Origin of the sequence: Acinetobacter tandoii DSM 14970 = CIP 107469 (assembly GCF_000400735.1) — a bacterium.
In the GTDB taxonomy this organism is placed as follows: Bacteria; Pseudomonadota; Gammaproteobacteria; order Pseudomonadales; family Moraxellaceae; genus Acinetobacter; species Acinetobacter tandoii.
The window spans coordinates 203,888-224,017 of record NZ_KE007368.1 but is presented as its reverse complement, the minus strand read 5'-3'; the positions used below and the strand labels follow the sequence as shown (position 1 = coordinate 224,017).

At 41.8% G+C, this 20,130-nt stretch carries 19 protein-coding genes; 13 read left to right on the top strand and 6 right to left on the bottom strand.

Going from position 1 to position 20,130, the window contains the following annotated elements:
• Positions 1 to 17: 17 nt before the first annotated feature.
• The 4 genes from I593_RS14415 (at position 18) to I593_RS14400 (ending at position 5,076) form a co-directional block, all read left to right on the top strand.
• Complete coding sequence (locus tag I593_RS14415; protein WP_016168321.1) at positions 18 to 914, top strand: acetaldehyde dehydrogenase (acetylating); 897 nt, start codon at positions 18 to 20, stop codon at positions 912 to 914.
• Between the two features lie 10 nt (positions 915 to 924).
• Positions 925 to 1,944 (top strand): 4-hydroxy-2-oxovalerate aldolase, encoded by a 1,020-nt coding sequence (gene dmpG, locus I593_RS14410; RefSeq protein ID WP_016168320.1) that lies wholly within the window; start codon positions 925 to 927, stop codon positions 1,942 to 1,944.
• A 751-nt stretch (positions 1,945 to 2,695) separates the two neighbouring features.
• Positions 2,696 to 3,934 carry an OprD family outer membrane porin gene (locus I593_RS14405; RefSeq protein WP_016168319.1) on the top strand — a complete coding sequence of 413 codons (1,239 nt, stop codon included), beginning with the start codon at positions 2,696 to 2,698 and terminating at the stop codon, positions 3,932 to 3,934.
• A gap of 281 nt (positions 3,935 to 4,215) precedes the next feature.
• Positions 4,216 to 5,076 (top strand): alpha/beta fold hydrolase, encoded by an 861-nt coding sequence (locus I593_RS14400; RefSeq protein ID WP_016168318.1) that lies wholly within the window; start codon positions 4,216 to 4,218, stop codon positions 5,074 to 5,076.
• A gap of 73 nt (positions 5,077 to 5,149) precedes the next feature.
• On the opposite strand, the gene I593_RS14395 is transcribed toward I593_RS14400, so the two are convergent.
• Positions 5,150 to 5,827: a DUF1345 domain-containing protein gene (locus I593_RS14395; RefSeq protein WP_016168317.1), complete on the bottom strand. Its 678-nt coding sequence runs from the start codon at positions 5,825 to 5,827 to the stop codon at positions 5,150 to 5,152.
• A gap of 303 nt (positions 5,828 to 6,130) precedes the next feature.
• Entirely contained in the window at positions 6,131 to 7,030 is a 900-nt protein-coding gene (hcaR, locus tag I593_RS14390) for a DNA-binding transcriptional regulator HcaR (protein WP_016168316.1), read from the bottom strand.
• A 282-nt stretch (positions 7,031 to 7,312) separates the two neighbouring features.
• Here hcaR and hcaE point away from each other — a divergent pair, with 282 nt between their 5' ends.
• The 7 genes from hcaE (at position 7,313) to I593_RS14355 (ending at position 14,149) form a co-directional block, all read left to right on the top strand.
• Positions 7,313 to 8,680, top strand: coding sequence for a 3-phenylpropionate/cinnamic acid dioxygenase subunit alpha (gene hcaE / locus I593_RS14385; RefSeq protein ID WP_016168315.1), 1,368 nt, complete (start codon positions 7,313 to 7,315; stop codon positions 8,678 to 8,680).
• A complete protein-coding gene (gene hcaF / locus I593_RS14380) occupies positions 8,677 to 9,195 on the top strand; it encodes a 3-phenylpropionate/cinnamic acid dioxygenase subunit beta (RefSeq protein ID WP_016168314.1) in 519 nt (172 codons plus the stop codon). The genes hcaE and hcaF overlap by 4 nt, the downstream gene beginning before the upstream one ends.
• Entirely contained in the window at positions 9,195 to 9,521 is a 327-nt protein-coding gene (gene hcaC / locus I593_RS14375; protein ID WP_016168313.1) for a 3-phenylpropionate/cinnamic acid dioxygenase ferredoxin subunit, read from the top strand. Before hcaF ends, hcaC begins: the two co-directional genes overlap by 1 nt.
• A gap of 2 nt (positions 9,522 to 9,523) precedes the next feature.
• On the top strand, positions 9,524 to 10,339 hold the full coding sequence (gene hcaB, locus I593_RS14370; protein ID WP_016168312.1) for a 3-phenylpropionate-dihydrodiol/cinnamic acid-dihydrodiol dehydrogenase: 816 nt from the start codon (positions 9,524 to 9,526) through the stop codon (positions 10,337 to 10,339).
• A 324-nt stretch (positions 10,340 to 10,663) separates the two neighbouring features.
• Positions 10,664 to 11,629, top strand: coding sequence for a 3-carboxyethylcatechol 2,3-dioxygenase (locus I593_RS14365; RefSeq protein ID WP_016168310.1), 966 nt, complete (start codon positions 10,664 to 10,666; stop codon positions 11,627 to 11,629).
• A gap of 5 nt (positions 11,630 to 11,634) precedes the next feature.
• Positions 11,635 to 12,861 carry a 3-phenylpropionate/cinnamic acid dioxygenase ferredoxin--NAD(+) reductase subunit gene (gene hcaD, locus I593_RS14360; RefSeq protein ID WP_016168309.1) on the top strand — a complete coding sequence of 409 codons (1,227 nt, stop codon included), beginning with the start codon at positions 11,635 to 11,637 and terminating at the stop codon, positions 12,859 to 12,861.
• 238 nt (positions 12,862 to 13,099) lie between these two features.
• Positions 13,100 to 14,149: an MBL fold metallo-hydrolase gene (locus tag I593_RS14355; protein ID WP_016168308.1), complete on the top strand. Its 1,050-nt coding sequence runs from the start codon at positions 13,100 to 13,102 to the stop codon at positions 14,147 to 14,149.
• 24 nt (positions 14,150 to 14,173) lie between these two features.
• Here the strand turns inward: I593_RS14355 and I593_RS14350 are convergent, their stop codons facing one another.
• Both I593_RS14350 and I593_RS14345 read right to left on the bottom strand, forming a co-directional pair.
• Positions 14,174 to 14,566, bottom strand: coding sequence for a DoxX-like family protein (locus I593_RS14350; RefSeq protein ID WP_026440899.1), 393 nt, complete (start codon positions 14,564 to 14,566; stop codon positions 14,174 to 14,176).
• On the bottom strand, positions 14,544 to 14,999 hold the full coding sequence (locus I593_RS14345) for a thiol-disulfide oxidoreductase DCC family protein (protein ID WP_016168306.1): 456 nt from the start codon (positions 14,997 to 14,999) through the stop codon (positions 14,544 to 14,546). The genes I593_RS14350 and I593_RS14345 overlap by 23 nt, the downstream gene beginning before the upstream one ends.
• 313 nt (positions 15,000 to 15,312) lie before the next feature.
• On the opposite strand from I593_RS14345, the gene katG reads away from it, so the two are divergent.
• Entirely contained in the window at positions 15,313 to 17,502 is a 2,190-nt protein-coding gene (gene katG / locus I593_RS14340; protein WP_016168305.1) for a catalase/peroxidase HPI, read from the top strand.
• Between the two features lie 190 nt (positions 17,503 to 17,692).
• Positions 17,693 to 18,616: a LysR family transcriptional regulator gene (locus tag I593_RS14335; protein WP_016168304.1), complete on the top strand. Its 924-nt coding sequence runs from the start codon at positions 17,693 to 17,695 to the stop codon at positions 18,614 to 18,616.
• On the opposite strand, the gene I593_RS14330 is transcribed toward I593_RS14335, so the two are convergent.
• Together I593_RS14330 and I593_RS14325 are read right to left on the bottom strand one after the other, a co-directional pair.
• Entirely contained in the window at positions 18,566 to 19,174 is a 609-nt protein-coding gene (locus I593_RS14330) for a LysE family translocator (RefSeq protein WP_035309968.1), read from the bottom strand. The genes I593_RS14335 and I593_RS14330 overlap by 51 nt on opposite strands.
• Positions 19,175 to 19,475: 301 nt before the next feature.
• Positions 19,476 to 20,078: a TetR/AcrR family transcriptional regulator gene (locus I593_RS14325; protein WP_016168302.1), complete on the bottom strand. Its 603-nt coding sequence runs from the start codon at positions 20,076 to 20,078 to the stop codon at positions 19,476 to 19,478.
• Between the last annotated feature and the right edge of the window lie 52 nt (positions 20,079 to 20,130).

The window sequence follows — 20,130 nt, the reverse complement described above, 5'->3', positions numbered from 1 at the left end:
TTTGAGAGAGTAGATGCATGAAAAAGATTAAATGTGCATTAATCGGTCCGGGAAATATCGGAACAGATTTATTGTATAAGTTGCAGCGTAGCGAATTCCTTGAGCCTGTATGGATGGTCGGGATTGATCCAAGTTCAGAAGGTCTGACCCGTGCTGCGAGTATGGGGCTAAAAACCACAGCAGAAGGTGTGGATGGACTACTGCCACATGTGCTTGCGGATGAAATTCAAATTGCCTTTGATGCGACCTCAGCTTATGTTCATGCGGAAAATAGCCGTAAGTTGAACGAATTAGGTGTGCAGATGATTGATCTGACGCCTGCTGCGATTGGTCCATTTTGCGTACCGCCTGTCAACCTTCAAGAACTCTTGGATGCTGGTGAGTTGCCGAATGTGAATATGGTGACCTGTGGAGGTCAAGCGACCATTCCAATGGTTGCAGCGATTTCCCGCGTACAACCTGTCAGTTATGGTGAAATTATTGCAACCGTTTCAACCAAGTCGGTCGGTCCTGGGACACGTAAAAACATTGATGAATTTACGCGTACTACTGCGGGTGCAATTGAAAAAGTGGGTGGTGCAAAACAAGGTAAAGCCATCATCATTATTAATCCAGCCGAGCCACCATTGATGATGCGTGATACGGTGCATTGCTTGGTTGAAGGTGAACCAGATCAAGCTGCAATTACAGCATCTGTGCAAGCCATGATTACCGAAGTACAAAAATATGTACCTGGCTACAAATTAGTGAATGGTCCAGTATTTGATGGTAACCGCGTATCAATGTTCCTTGAAGTGGAAGGCTTAGGCGACTTTTTGCCGAAGTACGCAGGGAATTTGGACATTATGACTGCGGCAGCTGCGCGCACTGCGGAAATGTTTGCGGAACGTTTATTGGCTACGGCTGAAGTATAAGGAGCAACCCATGTCTAAGATTATTGTGCATGATATGACTTTGCGTGATGGGATGCATCCTCAGCGTCATCAAACTACTGTTGAGCAAATGATTGCAATTTCAACCGCTTTGGACGATGCAGGTGTGCCACTGATCGAAGTGACGCATGGTGATGGTTTAGGTGGTTCATCGGTGAACTACGGTTTTGCCGCAGCAACGGATGAAGAGTATTTGTCTGCTGTTGTTCCACGTATGAAAAATGCCAAAGTTTCAGCATTGCTGTTACCTGGTATTGGTACAGTCGATCATTTGAAAATGGCCCATGAAATTGGGGTGTCGACCATTCGTGTGGCAACGCATTGTACCGAAGCCGATTGTTCAGAACAGCATATCACTGCTGCGCGTCAGCTTGGAATGGACACCGTGGGTTTCTTGATGTTGGCACACATGGCATCACCTGAACGTCTTTTAGAAGAAGCGAAAAAGATGGTGTCTTATGGCGCGAACTGTATTTATGTGACTGACTCTGCGGGTTATATGCTGCCGCAAGATGTGACGGACCGTGTTGGTTTGCTGCGTCAAGAACTGGACAGCAGTATTGAACTGGGTTTCCACGGGCATCATAACTTGGGTATGGGCGTGGCAAATACAGTAGCTGCAGTTGATGCAGGTGCAATTCGTGTCGACTTGGCATCTGCGGGCTTGGGTGCTGGCGCGGGCAATACACCATTAGAATTGTTCATTGCAGTCGCCAACCGTATGGGCTTAGAGACAGGCGTGGATCTGTTTAAAGTACAGGATGTGGCAGAGGATTTGGTGATTCCAATGATGCTGAACCCAATTCGTGCTGACCGTGATGCAGCCACTTTAGGTTATGCAGGTGTCTATTCATCGTTCCTATTATTCGCAAAACGTGCAGAAGCCAAATATGGTGTGTCAGCACGTGAGATTTTATTGGAATTAGGTCGTCGTGGTACGGTCGGTGGTCAGGAAGACATGATTGAAGATTTGGCTTTGACTATGTCGAAAGCGAAGGCTGCTTTGGTTTAAGCTGATCAATATGTATTTAAAAAGCGTCCTTGGGGACGCTTTTTTGTTTTTTGCAATTTAGAAATTATTTGAAGTGTGAAATGTCATCAGCAACCTGCGTGAAATTTGAAATTGCCTGTTTTTGCAATAGCAGTATTTTAATGTATCTGTTGAACAGGTTTTGCTGATGACAAATGCTTTTGGTTCTTTTGGCGTAACAAAAGAACGAAATGAGCTCCGAAAAATGGATTTAAAGCGGTAAGACTCCGTAGTGAATAGCTTAAAAAGAAGAAGGTGGTACTTAAAATATAGTTATTATTGCAAAGTGATTTTTTATTTTAGATTGCATTTAAAAAATCAAACTTTTCCCTTTTTTGCTTGCACAGTTTTCCCGCTTTAATGCTCTTCAACATCATGATGTACATATAGAAAAAATCTGTGATATGAGCGCTTTTTCTTATAATTCTGCAACTAACTTAGAAAATATGATCTTAAAATTTAAACAAAAAAACACTTAAGCATTGCAGTAATTCAGAGAATAAATCAGATTTGGCGAATAAAAACGTTATAGATTCAATCTTTCATCACATCTTGTGAAATCTGCTAAAGAGTGAGTTATTGTAATTTTATCTTAATCAAAAAAATGCGAGGTCTATTCAGTGGGTTAAATCGGGTTGAAGTGCATTTTCTTAAGACTGTGGTCGGATTTTTTCTCTTCGATGAGTTCCGCATGATGGTGTCATAGTTTAATGTGATCATTGGAATGAATATCATGCGTCGTCAAACTTTATGGACAGCCATCTGTGTTGCAATTGCAGCATTAGGTACAACTGCAACGAATGCAGAATTTATCGACGATAGCCAAGTCCAGTTAAAATTCAGAAATTTCTACTTAGACCGCCAGTATGAAACTGTGCCACAAAACAACTGGGGCAGTTGGTCACAGGCCATCACCTTAGATGCCAAATCAGGATATGCCGAATTAGGTGGCTTGCAATTGGGCGCCGATCTTTTGGTGCAACATGCATTTCGTCTAAATGGCCGTGACAAAAATGCCGATTGGGTACTTCCACATAATGGGCAGGAACAAGCCAGCAATTTCGGCAAAGTCGGTGCGACTTTAAAAGCCAAGGTGTCGCAAACAGAATTGAAAGTGGGTGAGTTATTGCCTGTTTCTCCAGTTTTAGTATTTGATCCATCACGTCAGTTATTGACCACGTATAGCGGGGCGTGGTTAGAGTCTAAAGAGCTGAAAGATACCAAACTGAGTTTGGCGTATATTGATGGCATTAGTGCACGTTATGACAATCAGTTTCAGGACTTAAGTTTATTCCCGAACAATAATCCGAATACTGCCAAAGCTGCGGATGGGATGTATATCGCGGGGATTGATCATCAGTTTAATCCTGCGATTGGCGCGAGTTATTGGTATGCCGATGTCAAAGACATCTATCAACAGCATTATGCAGGCATCAATTACAACACCAATTTAACAGCAAACACCAAGCTCAGCAGTCATGTACGCTATTTTGATAACTCCGAGTCAGGCGACAAACTCTATGGTGATATTGATAACCAAGCCTTGTCGGTTGGTGCGAAATTTAATCATGGTGCACATACCTTTGGTCTGGGCTATCAACAAATGTTTGGGGAAAATAATTTCCCAACATTGGCAGGTTGGGTACCACAGCCTTATTTGGTGAATTGGTCTGTTGCTACCTTTACCAATGCCAAAGAGAAATCTTGGAATATCTCCTATGGGTATGACTTTGCCGAATTGGGGCTAAAAGGCTTAAATGCCAATGCCATTTACTTTGCAGGCTTTGATGCCAAGGCGGGCGGAAAAACGAATCAGGATGAACAAGAGCTGAACTTGATTGTGAATTACACCGTACCTGAAGGCAAATTCAAAGGTTTGGGCGTTCAGGCGATGTATATCGATACCGATTATGACTGGAAAAGCGACCTGAAAGAGTACCGTATCGCGACCACCTATAGCTATAAATTCTAAGTTTAAAACTGCAATCGAGCGATTTGGTCACACATCGCTCTTTATTATTTTAGTGTGGCGTAAACTGTTTACTGTGAGCTGACGATTCATTTTTAAGTAAAAATATTGTTTTAAAACATAATGTTAAATAATCGTTTTTTTATAGCATGTGATCGAAAACAAGTATCAGTACAAGGCTTTTGAACAGGTAAGATGGAGCAGTAAAACCTGTCGAAATGAATGAATTGACCTGTCTTGAACACAGAACATCAGACAGGTCTTAGGCTGTACGAGGAGTATGTATGAGCACGGTCCAAATCCCGAATTACACCACCGACCCATTTTTTGGCTTGGAAGATAAATGGATTGAAACGGCTGAAGGTGAGTTAACCCATTACCATGAAGTGGGTCAAGGAACGCCGATTTTATTTTTACACGGCTCTGGAACTGGTGTTTCTGCAGCAGCAAACTGGTGGCTGAATTTACCGCAAATTGGTGAGCAAGCTCGTTGTATCGCCATAGATTCGATTGGCTATGGTCAAACAGTGGTGGCGGATGGTACGGCTTATGGAATTCGCGCATGGGTAGATCATGCAGTGCGTACATTGGATGCTTTGGGTATTGAAAAAACTTGGTTAGTGGGTAACTCCTTAGGGGGCTGGTTAGCCTTCCAAATGGTGCTGGATTACCCTGAACGTGTGTTGGGCATTGTATCGATGGGTACAGGCGGTGCGAAGCAAACTGCTGCACTAAAAGCCCATGCCAACCCAGTGTTAACCGAAGAAGGCATTAAAAACACCTTGTCGATGTTTGTGGTGGATAAGAGCTTAATTACCGATGAATTGGTTAAAGTTCGTTATGAAGCAGCAAAAAATGATTATGCTTCAGACCGTTTAATGGATGTCGTGGGCGCACGTGACCGTGACCGTTTTGAGTTCCCGCTCGATTTCGAAAAAATGAAAGACATCCAAGTGCCTGTACTATTGATTCATGGTGTTCAGGATGTAGTGATTCCTGTATCTCGCACATGGGATATTTTGAATACCGTTCCTTTTGCCGATGCACATATTTTTAGTCAGTGTGGACATTGGTCACAAGTGGAAAAAGCCGAAGAATTTAATACAGTGATTAAAGATTATTTGACAGCACGTGGTGTCAAATAATCGATTGAGCAAGATAAGGGATGGTTAAGCCATCCCTTTTTTATGTCAGAAATTTCATCGTAGTCAAACAAATTTATAGTGTGATAAAACCTGCGGCAACATTAATGCTGATGGCTAAAATGGAAGTGTTAAAACCATACGCCAGAATAATATGCACAATATTTAAAATCCGCATGGAGCGGGAAGTAATCGAAACATCCGCAGTTTGCGCAGAGGTACCAATCACATAACTAAAGTATAAGAAGTCGGGATAGGTCGGATATTGGGTCTTAGGAAAATCGAGTCCCGCATCTTGAGCATCATCTACAGCAAGGTAATAGTCATGCGCATAATGAATCGCGAAAATGGTATGCATAAAAAACCATGCGCTGATAATGGTCAGAAGAGATAACAATAGATGCCCAAATGTCAGTGCAGTATTATGCGGTAGATGCGTAAGTTCAATGACGATTGCGATCAGACACATTCCTAGCGTCAAAATCACCAGCAATAAAATAATCCATTTACTGGCATCCTGTTGTTGAGCATGTTGCAGAATATGTTGATGATCTACAGACCAGAGCGTGGTCATGGTTTTAATGAGATAACTGGAAACGGCAATATTCCAACTGATGAGTAAACTGGTTGACCATGTCCAGTTGGTAAACAGCGTGAGTAAGCCAAACAATAGTGCGGTCAGCAAAAAAGTAATAAAAAAGTAAGGGCGAAATTGCATCCCAGTTTTTAAGCGATGTAAGGTGGGCATAGGCATGATTTTCTCCTTTTTAGTTTTACTTGTTTGTGCAACTCAGGCATTCATATTTATTTGAATATAAGTTTAAGTTTAGACTTAAGTTGTAGGTAAAACCTGACAAAAAATTGGCTTGTGATTAGTATTCTTTTGCTTGAAAAGCAGGCAAGGTAAAAACGTGGAATACGAAGCGAATTACTTTACACAAAAGGGCGAAAATACGCTGGCGATATAGGGTATTTTGCCATGAAAAAGGCACACTGTTATTTATTCAGGAAATAATGGTGCGCCAAATTGAGTGATTCATCTGGACTGTATGTGGATTTATTCGCGATTAATATCTAAATAAAAAACTCGGGTCAGCAATTCCAAAAATTTATTTACTGCCAGTGAAGAGTTGTTTTTACGATAGCTCACAAACAAATCTAAATAGGGTAATTCGACCTCAAGTGGACGAATCACCGTGTTGTTCATAGTCAGTGGGGCAATGTAACCAGGTAAAATAGTACAGCCAAGCCCCATACCGATTGAGTTGATATTGAACAAAATGTTGTCAGCTTTTTGCACGATGTTAAATTCGATATTCTGCGCCTTGGCAAACTCTAAAATGGTATGGTGCAAGGTCTGTGATTGCTCGACTGCAGGAATAATAAAATCAATACCATTTAAAGCCTTAACAGGAATGCGTTCGTACTTTGCTAGAGGATGATCTTTGGGAAGTAGGAAGATGAGCGGCTCACGTAGTACAAACTGACTTTCGATTTCATCACTATGAAAATTATGTCGCGTAAAGGTAATGTCCAGTTCACCTTTCTTGAGCAAGCGCATTTGCTCGGTATTGTTCATACTGAGCAATTCAATTTTTAAGTCTGGGTTTTGTACCCGCAAATTCGGCAGGACATAAGGGAAAATTTTCATTTCTGCGACGGGGACAAAACCAATGCGTAGCATTTGCTGCTTGGCTTGTGACACCTGACGTGCCATAGCAATCGCTTTGTCTGCTTGTGCTAAGGTTAGGCGAGCCTGTTCTAGAAAAACCGCCCCTTCTTCTGTGAGTTCCACTTTTCGCTTGGTTCGATACAGTAACTGTACCCCAACATCTTCTTCTAGGTCTTTGATTTGCTGACTTAAAGAGGGTTGGGCAGTATACAGTTTGAGTGCGGCCTTACTGAAGTTCAGTTCTTCAGCAACGGTAATGAAATAGCGAAGGTGTCTAAGTTCCATATAAATAACCCACAGAGTAATCCAAAAAATGTCTTACCACGACTACGGCAAAGTATAATCTATAAACAACTATGCCGTGAAGATGATTCAAGTATTTAGAAAATAAATGGTCTTGAACCGAGTGCGGAGATTTTAATATAAGAAATAGCTTTTCCAATAATTGCTAAAACATATTAATTGAAACAAAAAAAATATTTCCCTAAAACCGTCTAAAAAATCATGATGCCTCAAAAGTTGAGTCTATTTACGTTGTGCCGTGTATTGGTCGCAGGAGAGCTTTTCATGAGTGGAAAAATTGATGTGCGTGAAATCGACGCTTTGGTCGATGCACAAAATGGACGTATCTCGCCATCCATCTATACAGACCCAGATTTATACGAATTAGAACTGGAACGCGTGTTTGGGCGTACATGGTTATTTCTATGTCATGAAAGCCAAATTCCAAAGGCAGGCGACTTTTTCAATACTTATATGGGTGAAGACCCGATTATTGTCGTACGTCAAAAAGATGGCTCAATCAAAGCACTTTTAAACCAGTGCCGTCACCGTTCTATGCGTGTCAGCTTTGCTGATTGTGGCAACACCCGTGCTTTTACCTGCCCATATCATGGCTGGTCTTATGGGGTTGATGGTTCACTCAAAGATATTCCTTTAGAAGATCGTGCTTTTCCACAGGGAGCGTGTAAAGAAAAATGGGGCTTGATTGAAGTTAACCGTGTCGAAACCTACAAAGGTTTAATTTTCGGTTGTTGGGATGAATCTACACCTGACCTCGTTGAATACATGGGTGACATTGCTTGGTATTTAGATGGTGTGCTTGACCGTCGCCCTGGCGGAACGGAAATTATTGGTGGGGTACACAAATGGGAAATCGAGTGTAACTGGAAATTTGCTGCGGAACAGTTTGCATCGGACCAGTACCATGCATTGTTTTCACATGCTTCTGCCATTCAAGTTTTGGGTGCAAAACCCGACGATGACTCATCTAAAAAACTCGGTGCAGCACAAACCGCACGTCCAGTTTGGGAAACCGCTAAAGATGCCATTCAATACGGTTCACGTGGTCATGGTTCAGGCTTCTTCTTTACAGAAAAGCCCGATGCAAACGTCTGGGTGGATGGTGAAGTAGCGAACTACTTCCGTGAAACCTTTGAGGAAGTTAAAGAGCGTTTGGGTGAAGTACGTGCACTACGTCTTGCGGGGCATAACACCATGTTCCCGACCATGTCATGGTTAAATGGAACGGCAACGCTTCGAGTATGGCATCCGCGTGGTCCAAATAAAACTGAAGTCTGGGCGTTCTGTATCGCCGACGCCGAAGCTTCTCAAGAAGTGAAAGAAGCCTTTGAACGTTCTGCAACGCGTGCTTTTGGACCTGCAGGTTTCCTTGAGCAAGATGACTCGGAAAACTGGATTGAAATCCAAAAAGTACTTCGTGGCTATAAAGCGCGAAATAATCCGTTGATCATGGAAATGGGCTTGGGTAATGAAAAAGTCCGTGAAGATGGCATTCCGGGCATCACCAACTACATTTTCTCTGAAACAGCAGCACGTGCAATGTACCGTCGTTGGGCAGATTTGTTGATTCATGAAACATGGGAAGAAGTCGAAAAAGCCGCGGAAGACTATGAAAAGGAGTTGATGAAATGAGTCAGATCAGCTTACAACTTCAACATCAGATCAGTCAGTTCCTTTACCGTGAAGCAAAATTGCTCGACGACTGGAAATTCCGTGAGTGGTTGGATGTCTTGGCAGATGATATTGCCTATACCCTACGCACCACACCGAATGCGCAAACTCGTGACCGTCGTCGTTCTGTTGAGCCACCAACGACGTGGGTATTTAACGATACTAAAGACTTGTTAGAACGTCGTGTTGCACGTTTGGAAACAGGGATGGCATGGGCTGAAGAACCTCCATCACGCACCACGCATATGGTTTCTAACATCATGGTTGAAGCGACTGAAGTCGAAGGTGAGTATGATGTTTACGTGACGTATTTACTCTACCGTACCCAGAAAGAAAAAGATGTCACCATCTACTGCGGTAAGCGTCATGACAAGATTCGCAAAGTGGATACCGAGCAGGGTTTCCAGATTTTTAACCGTAAAATCACTTTAGACCAAGTGACTTACAACTCCCATAACCTGAGTGTGTTCTTCTAATGAATAAGATTTTTGTTTGCCAAATCGATGAATTAGATGAAGGTGAAGCATTGAAAGTAGACTGCGGTGTGAACGGTATCGAAGCACTGGCTGTATTCAACAATGGTGGTGAGTTCTTTGCCATGAATGACCGTTGTTCACATGGCAATGCCTCCATGTCAGAAGGCTATTTGGAAGAGGACGGCACGGTGGAATGCCCATTACATTCTGCGCGTTTCTGTCTAAAAACAGGTCAGGCTTTATGCCTACCTGCGACCGATCCTATTCAGACCTTTCCTGTGATTGTGGAAGATGGACAATTGTTTGTTGAAATGACAGGGGTATAAGCATGGGCTGGCTACAAGGTGAAGTTGCCCTGATTACGGGAGGCGGTTCTGGTCTGGGTTGGGCTTTGGTTGAGCGCTTTTTAGCAGAAGGTGCACAAGTGGCTGTTCTACAGCGTTCACAAGCCAAAGTTGAGGCATTACAGGCACATTTTGGTGATCGCATTCTTGCCATTGCGGGTGATGTGGCTTGCTATGAAGACAATGTCCGTGCCGTGAATGCCACGCTTGAGCGTTTTGGCAAACTGGACTGTTTTGTCGGTAATGCAGGTATTTGGGATCATTATGCCGATATCGTCAATACTTCGGGTGAGCAGTTAGACAAAGCCTTTGATGAAATTATGGGCATTAACACCAAGTCGCTCATCTTGGGGGCAAAGGCTGCACTGGATGCATTGATAGCTTCTGAAGGTTCTATCATATTTACTTTGTCTAATTCAGCCTTGTACTCAGCAGGCGGAGGTCCCGTATATACAGCCTCTAAGCATGCAGGGGTAGGTGTGATGAAAGAATTGGCCTATGAACTTGCGCCTAAAGTACGAGTGAATGCGGTGGCGCCGTCAGGTATGAATGTCAATATCAAAGGGGCGGCATCTTTAGGTCAAGAAAATTTGGGGCTACTCGATGCACGTGACCCTGAAAAGATTGCTCGGGGTATGCCACTGAATTTCTTGCCTGAACCTGAAGAGATGACGGGTTCATACGTTTTATTGGCATCGCGTCAAAACAACCGTCCACTGACTGGTGTTCTGATCAATGCTGAATGTGGTTTAGGCATTCGTGGCTTACGCCAACCTCGTGCAGGGTTCTTTGATGAGTGATTTGGGTGTGCTGCTTTGTTTTTGATTAGCCCAGATTTAAATTAAATGAAGCACAGCCTCAAATAAATGCGAAAGTTTAGATGGTTTTTCGGAGGCATTTCCTTACTTTTGACGGATCAAAAGTAACAAAAATCCATTGTTGGGTGAGAGGTTCATCCCTGAAACCTCCACCCAACGGCGACGTCCATGTCGCCAACCGTGATAGTGAATAGCATCGTGAATTCTATATTTCATTTGAAACCACTCACAATGATTTAAGCCATTTGCTAAAGACTTTACTGGGCAGCTGTCTTTTTAGTAGATATTTTTATTTTGGAGTCACACATGGCCGTTAAACTCATTTGTGCATCGCACAGTCCCTTAATGGAATTTGCTTCACCGCAAGAACAGCGTAAAGAACAGATTGTACGTGATACTTTTGCCCAACTTTCAGCAGAAGTCAAAGCGTATGACCCAACCCTCATCATTACCTTTGGTCCAGACCATTTTAATGGTTTTTTCTATGATTTGATGCCAAGTTTCTGTGTGGGTATTCGTGCAACTGCGGCAGGTGATTGGGACTATGGCAAAGACAACGACAAAATTAATGTCCCTGAAGACACTGCAATTGCTTTAGTGCGTCGTGTACTGGATGAAGGTGTCGATGTTGCCTATTCCTACCGAATGCAAGCCGACCATGGCGTGACGCAACCACTACATTTCCTGTGTGATGGTCAGCTAGATCGTTATCCAACCATTCCGATTTTTATTAATGGCGCAGCGGCACCGATGCCCACCACCAAGCGAACGATTGCTTTGGGACGTGCGGTTGGACAGTTTATTCAGTCCTTAAATCTTGAAAATGAACGGGTGTTAATTTTAGGGACAGGTGGGCTTTCGCATGACCCTCCGACACCACAAATGGGTGCTGTACCGCCAGAGGTGGAAGAGTTCTTAATTTGTGGACGTAATCCAAGTGAAGAATCACGTAATAATCGTCAAGCCAAAATTATTGCGGTTGGGCAAAAACTGGCTGCGGGGGATCAATCTGTTGCCGTGCCGCTCAATCCAGAATGGGATCGTGCATTGCTTGAAACATTTGCCAAAGCAGATTTTGCCACAATTGAAGCCATGACCGAAGCCGACATTCGCCGTGATGGTGGGCGTGGTGGTCAGGAAGTCCGTTCTTGGATGGCGGCATTTGCTGCATTACATGAACTCGGTGAATACGAGATGACCACGCATTGTTATGAAGACATCAGTGAGTGGATTGCGGGCTTTGGTATTGTATCGGCAGAGTTAAAAGGGTGAATCAAATGAGCAATATTGAAACCATTGTCATCGTCGGTGCGGGACAGGCGGGTGCGAGTGCGATTTTAGAACTTCGCGGTAACAAGTATGAGGGCAACATTATCCTGATTGGGGATGAACTTCATTTGCCTTATGAGCGTCCACCTTTATCCAAAGATGTGATTTTAAAGCCTGAAGAAACCAAGGTTGAGATTTTATCTGAAGAGAAATTGGCGACCTTGGGCGTAGCTCATATTCGTGGTAATGGCGTAGTCAAAATTAACCCAGAGGCAAAAACCGTTGAATTGCAAAAGGGAGATGTGATTGCTTATGACAAACTGTTGCTTGCCACAGGGGGCGCAGCGCGCCGCTTGCCGAATTTCGATGCTTTAGGTCAACACGTTTATACCTTACGTAATCTGGAAGACTCTCAAGCACTAGTGCCTGTACTACAAGCTGGACAGCGAATTGTCTTAATTGGTGGAGGGGTTATTGGATTGGAACTGGCTTCCTCTGCGCGTTTTAAAGATTGCCAAGTGACCGTGATTGAAATGGGACCAATGGTAATGGGGCGTTCATCCCCGCAGATTTTGAGTGAGTTTTTATTGGCACAGCAGCGTCAAGCGGGTGTTGATGTCCGTCTGAATACGCAAATCAGCACCTGTCGTTTAGACGGTGAAGATGTGGTGATCACGCTGGCCGATGGTGAGGAACTACATGCCGATGCTGTGATTTACGGGATTGGGATAGTGCCGAATGCCCGACTGGCAGTGGATGCAGGTTTAGCGGTTGATTTTGCCATTCAGGTCAATGAAAATTGTCAAACTTCACATCCCGATATTTATGCTGCGGGTGATGTCGCGACTCAGTTACGTGCGGATGGGCATTACCGCCGTGTGGAAACATGGGAAAATGCCAATTTACAGGCTGGAATTTTTGCACGTCACGTGATGGGTGTGGAGCATCCAAAACCAAATCCTGAATGGTTCTGGACGGATCAGCTCGATATTAACTATCAGTTTGTGGGTGATATGCAGGCAGTGGAATGGCATGTCCGCGGTGAAATGGATGCCACTTTAGGCTCAGCTTGTTCTTGTGTTCTGTTTGGTGTAACCAATGGCATCATTGTGGGTGGTATTACTATAAATGCAGCCAAAGAAATACGTCACTTGAAAAAGTTAATTGCTAAAAATGCAGCATTTGAAGCAGAACAGCATTTAGATCAAGGTTTAGATTTACGCAAAATTGCTTAAATTTCTGGGTTTACAACCTCGGCAGACTGGGCTGAATTCCAGTCTGCCGCTTTTTTTTCATCAAATTTTGGTATGACCACGCGCGTTACTATCTCACCTGACGCCATCGAAGACTAAGGCGTATATTTTACAGTTTGGCTTGAATTACCAAACAGAGTATCTACAATAAGAAACACGCCAATCTCGACATTCATGTTATTGCAGTGAATGTGATATTTCTTATAGATAATGACAGTACATGAAGCAGAACTTAGAACAACCACATTTTCAGATTAAAACCCAAGAGTGTTGGTCACATACTTGGCGTAAACCCGCTTTTCAGTATCTTGAATCTGCCCACTTTAACGGCACGCGTTTTTCCAATCCTCTGCATGCGCCAGAGGGGCGTAGTCATTTTGATTTGTTCAAGTGGTTGTTAAAACGAAAGTCATCGACTTGGGACAAAGAAACCCCATTAGAGGCTGCTTCTACAACCCCACGTGTATTGCCACAAAGTCGTCCCAATGCGGCACTGAATGATTGGCAAGTCTGGTTTGTGGGACATGCCACCGTATTATTACAGATTGGCCCTTATAATTTTCTCACGGATCCTGTTTGGGCTGAATTTGTCAGTCCGAAACAGGGCCGTGGGCCGAAGCGTTTTTGTCCCGCAGGGATTGCGCTAGAAGAATTACCGCCCATTCATGCTGTTTTGCTCAGCCATAATCATTATGATCATATGGATTTGGCAAGCCTGAACTGGTTGCATGACAAGTTCGCCATGCCGATTTACACAGGCTTGGGTAATGGCTGGTATTTACCGAAAAGTATGCATGTGATTGAACTGGACTGGTGGCAATCTGCACAGTTTCATGAACTGGAATTGATCTATACCCCCGCACAACATGGATCTGGTCGTGGAATACGTGATCAGAACATGGCGCTTTGGGGTGGTTTTGCAGTTAAACAGGGACGTGAATATAGTTTCTTTGCAGGCGATACAGGTTATTCACCGCATTTTAAGGAAATTCATACCCGTTTGGGGCCTCCACGTATTGCCTTGTTGCCGATTGGTGCTTATGAGCCACGTGAGTTGATGCGTTATATGCATATGAACCCTGAAGATGCTTTTCAGGCACATAAAGATTTACATGCCAGATGTTCATTGGCTATTCATTACCGTAGTTATCAATTGACGGATGAAGCACGCGAGCAGCCTGAACATGATTTACATGTAGCGATGCGTGGTTCGTCAAAATTAATGAATCCGTTTTACTGCATTCGGGAAGGTAAGCGTTTAATTGTTTAAAGCATCATCCGTGTTTTAAAGTGTTTATTCTTGATCTTTTATGAGGCGAATGGCGGTTAAGGACAAAGCCAGCATCGCAATATTCATCACAAAGGGATTAAAGGCTTGGGTGAAATAGTGTGGGTCGACAATCAAAATTAAAAAGCTTAATCCGAGCATACCGACAATATTGAGATAATGGAGCGCTAAGGTTTTATAACCCGTTAAAAATAATGCTCCGAAGATGATTTCGATTGCGCCAGAACATTGCATCAGGCTAATTGCAGCTTGATCATTAAATCCCTGTAACATCCAAATACGGCGTTCATCATCGGCTTGAAATAGAATTTTGGGAATCAGACCTTGATAAATCCACAGTATTGCTAGGCTCATATGAATGGTTTGAAGCGTCTTTTTATTGAGTCGTTGAGTATTCACGGATGATCTGTTCTAGAAAATGATGTTTATTTTCTTGGGATGGAATGAGGCAAGTATCAGTTTTACCAAAAAGGGTATAGCGATTAAGTGCAACCCGACGATATAGAAAATCCCGAAATGGGCGTGGAATAAGATAACCAATTTTCATCAGAGAGAAAGGCAGACCGAGTCGAGCCAGTACTTTTAATAAGGCGGTAGATTCTGTAAATAATTGCCCATCGATAATCACAATCATAGTGGTGTAATGTGTGGTCGACATCCCATAATATTCAAGAATTTTTTCTCCCAAAAGGGACTGGGCTGAAGCGAGTTTGAATTGAGCCTGCGGATCATGTTGGATGAGAAAACGTGCCCAACCATTACAGATAACACAAATGGCATCAAATAAGATGATGTCATATTGTTGAATGATGTGATCGAGATCATTCTGCATTTTTTATATTCTAAAGTTCTCATCTGTTCAAAATAACAGAAATTACTGGCTATATGTAGCCTATATTTTATTCAAAATCATGCTGTTTGAAATGCTAAATGGTACGAGTGTTACGAAGCCGACAGACATCAAATGTGTGTCTATAGCCATTTAAAAATCTTTTTTTCTTCAATGCTTATATAGAAGAATTCGATTGTTTTGATTAGTAAATACCGCTTTAGCTTGTCTAGAAAAAAGGCTATGTTGATAGTCGAACACTACTTTTACACGGTTCAATAATAAACATTGAAAGACTTGAGTTTGGAGACATAACATGGACAATAATTCGCAAGCCTCGTCAGGTAAGTGCCCATTTTCACATGGTGCCAATACCTCCGCTGCCAGCTCAAATACCGATTGGTGGCCAAATTCACTTAATTTAGACATCCTTTCACAACACGATACCAAAACCAATCCGCTCGATCCTGACTTTAATTATGCAGAAGCCTTCAAATCTCTCGATTTAGAAGCCGTTAAACAAGATATTCGCGACCTGATAAACAGTAGCCAAGATTGGTGGCCATCAGATTATGGCAGCTACATCGGAATGTTTGTGCGTACGGCATGGCATTTGGCGGGTTCATACCGTAAGCAAGATGGTCGTGGTGGTGCCAACACGGGTAATCAGCGTTTTGCCCCACTGAATAGCTGGCCAGATAACGTTAATACGGATAAAGGCCGCCGTTTACTTTGGCCGATTAAGAAAAAATATGGCAACAAACTGTCTTGGGGCGATTTAATTGTCCTTGCAGGGACAGTAGCGTATGACGTTGCAGGTTTAAAGACCTTTGGTTTCGGTGGTGGTCGAGTCGACATTTGGCATCCAGAAAAAGATATTTACTGGGGCGAAGAGCATCAATGGTTGGCACCAACAGCCAACCGTTATGGTAATGACCAAGACCGTCAATCACTGGAAAATCCTTTGGCTGCGGTGCAAATGGGTTTAATTTATGTGAACCCTGAAGGGGTCGATGGCGTACAAGACCCATTACGCACAGCACAAGACATGCGCGTGACCTTTGATCGTATGGGAATGGACGACGAAGAAACCGTTGCGCTCACAGTCGGTGGTCATACTGTGGGGAAAGCGCATGGTAATGGTAAAGCTGAATTACTTGGTAAAGATGTGGAGGGGGCTGATGTCGAATTCCAAGGCTTAGGTTGGCATAACCCAGAAGGCACAGGTAACGGCTCTAATACCATGGTGAGCGGTTTAGAAGGAGCATGGACCACGCATCCAACCAAATGGGATAATGAATTCCTTTATCTACTATTCACTTATGAGTGGCAAAAAACCACCAGCCCTGCTGGGGCAAAACAATGGGAACCGATCAACATTAAGGAAGAAGACAAGCCTGTTGATGCGCACAACCCGAATATACGCCGTAATCCAATGATGACCGATGCGGATATGGCCCTCAAAATGGACCCTGAATACCGCAAAATTGCAGAAGGTTTTTATAAAGACCCTGCGCGTTTGGCAGAAGTCTTTGCCCGTGCTTGGTACAAGTTGACCCATCGTGACATGGGACCAAAATCTCGCTATTTGGGTGCAGATGTTCCTGCAGAAGATTTAATTTGGCAAGATCCAATCCCGACAGTGGATTACACGTTGTCTGAAGCAGAAATTGATGAGTTGAAAGTAAAATTGCTGAATAGTGGTTTATCTAGTAGTGATCTCATTACTACCGCTTGGGATAGCGCAAGAACTTATCGTGGTTCAGACTTCCGTGGTGGTGCCAATGGTGCACGTATCCGTTTGTCGCCACAAAAAGACTGGATAGGCAACGAGCCTGAGCGTTTGCAACGAGTGCTCGCAAAGCTCGAAGAAATTCAGGCTGGGTTAGCGAAGAAAGTCAGTATAGCTGACCTGATTGTATTGGGAGGTACGGCTGCGGTAGAAAAAGCAGCGCAAGCCGCAGGTGTGAATGTGAAAGTGTCATTTACGCCTGGACGTGGTGATGCAACGCAAGAGCAAACCGACGAATATTCTTTTGCCGACTTGGAACCCACCCATGATGGCTATCGTAACTGGCAAAAACAAGATTATGCGGTGCAACCTGAAGAAATGCTGTTAGATCGTACCCAATTAATGGGTCTAACCGCACCTGAAATGACGGTATTAATTGGTGGTATGCGTGTGCTCGATACTAACTACGGCGGTGCGAAAGAAGGCGTATTGACTGACCGTGTGGGAGTTTTAACCAATGATTTCTTTGTCAATTTAACTGACATGAATTACACATGGAAACCTGTGGGTAAAAACCGTTACGAAATTTGTGACCGTGCTACGGGTGCTGTGAAGTGGACGGCAACCCGTGTGGATTTGGTGTTCGGTTCAAACTCAATTTTACGTTCATATGCTGAGGTATATGCACAGGATGACAACAAAGAGAAATTTGTACATGACTTTATTGCCGCTTGGAATAAAGTCATGAATGCAGACCGTTTTGATGTGAAGTAGTTTTCACTCAAATAAAAAACCGCTCGTAAGAGCGGTTTTTTATGGAATGATGCTTTTTAATTTAAACTTAAATGAGTTGTGCAAATAATACTTTTTACACCTTAAGATATTTGAATATCTACGTTATGAATTACCTTTCTTAGACGGTGTATTATGTTAATTTTAGATTTTATTTAATATATGGTATGAAATGATTGAAGATATTAGATATTTAATAGTTTTTGCAAAAATTGCTGAAATAGGCTCTATTAGCAAAGGAGCTAAAGCGATAGGCTTATCTAGTGCAACCGCTAGTCAACACCTTACAAAATTAGAAAAAAATTTGGGGTGTGCTTTATTCTATAGGAATACTAGAAAAATAACTCTCACTCATGATGGAGAAAAGCTTTTAGAAACCGCTAAATTTATATTAGAAACTTATGAGCAAGGTATTAACGATTTAAGAAAAAGCTCAATCATCGGAAATAAAAAATTAAACATCTCAATTCCTGCTATTTTTATTCATGGGGAATTTATGAATCATATTACTGATTTTATAAAGGATTTTCCTGATTTAATTTTAAATATTACTTGTGATGATGAAAAAAATGACATTGTTTTTGAAAATATAGATGTAGCTTTTAGAATAGGAGAGCCTTTGGATAGCTCTCTAAAAGCTAAGTATTTATTTGATTTACCAAGAAGTATTGTTGCAACTAAAAACTTTCTTAAGATCTACGGTGAACCGAAAATACCATATGACTTAGAAGCAATGAAATGGATTGGTCTAAGTATGCGCCCACATTCAAGAATATTGAAAAACAACGAGAATGGTGAAGAAATAAAAATTTCATATAATCCAAATATTTGTGTAAATAATGTGGAAGCTTCTTATCAGCTAGCAAAACTTGATGCTGGTTTGGCTGCTCCTCCTGATTATTTAATTCAAAATGACATTGTTAAGGGGGATATTGTAAAAGTTTTACCTCAATGGGAACTACAACCTTTAAACGTATATGCAATTTGGCCAGCCAATTTACCCATCAATAGTATTGCCTATTCGTTAATTAATAAAATTTATAGCTCATTTAACAGTGAAAATATTAAATATCATATATATAGAAATGAAGATTAAAGAAAAGCCCATCAATCTGTTGAACAATAAAATACGCTTACTATTACTCAATGCAATAGATAGTTTTTCACCTAAAGCTCCCCATATAGCTAAAGATAAATAACAAATTAGAAAGTAAATACAGATAAATACTATAAGCGGAGTGTTAGTATTCTGTGCTGAAAATAAAGCAGTACCTGAAGCACATGCAATCCATGCTTTAGGATTTAACCACTGCAATAAGAATCCATCGATGAAATTGGGTATAGAGCTATTATGATTGACTTCAATTTCTGGTTTAGATGATAGTATTTTATAGCCTATATAAATAATAAAAAAAGCGCCTAAAAACTCTAATAAACTAAAGATGATAGGATAAGTATTTATAATTTTAGAAAATCCGAATCCTACGGATATTAAAAGCAATACGAATCCAATAGTTGCTCCTGATATAAAAGGAAATGTTTTAATAAAACCATGATTTAAACTCGTTGACAGTATTGTTATATTCACAGGACCAGGTGAAATAGACATACTTAGAGAGAACACGAACATGCTTAAAATTATTGCTAATGACATTTTTACGATCAATTTATAAATATCTATGTAGCTCAAGGTTACTATCATAAAACATATAGAATTAGCCTGTTTTTATCAAAAACAGTTTTAGAAATTTCCACTATTTAATATCATAGATATGATGTAAAGTTAAATTTATTTTTATTTAAATATCAAATATTTAGTTTTTAATTTATTGTTAAATAATACACAGAAATCCGAATTTGAAACAAGTCGAATTTTTTGAAAGTAGTACAGTTTTATTTTGCCAATCGAAGATGGTTACTTCGCGTATAAAATTTTTTTATTAAAAATTAAGCTTCTACAAACTTTGGCGAATATCCTTTTCGAGTTGATCCCACTCCACAAACTCTGGCTCGACCAACAAGCTCTGCGACACAAAGCCATAACACACTCGTTGCACATTTAAACTGATGCCCTTGAGTTGAGCTTCATCCTCAATATAAGGCTGAAGGATGCTGTACCACATCTGCACCATCATGGCATAACTTTTACGATAACTTTCAATGTTCGAAATCTGCCGTTCGAGCAAAAAAGCCTGTGCCCAAAGAAACTGCCGAGCCTGAATCTGTTCAAGCTGAAAGTGGATAATCTGCTGTAAATAGTCTGTAAAACTTAATTTTGTGGATAACTCCATCAGACTTTGTGCATAACTTTTTAGTTGTTCTGCATTACCTTTCACATGTTGATGAATAGTCAATGCAATCAAATCTTCTTTCTTGGAAAAGTACTCATAAAAGGTGCCTAAACCAACACCAGCCATATCCGTAATTTCACGAATGGTGATTTCATGCGCATGATGCTCATGTAAAAGCCGAACAAAACTTTCTTGCAAAGCTTCTTGCGTGAGCTTGGCTCTGGATTGGCGCGGTCTACGGCGCACTTGGACTTCAGGATTTTTCATGGCACAAAGCTGAACATATCAAGATGAATTTTTCTCTATACTGAAATGAAAA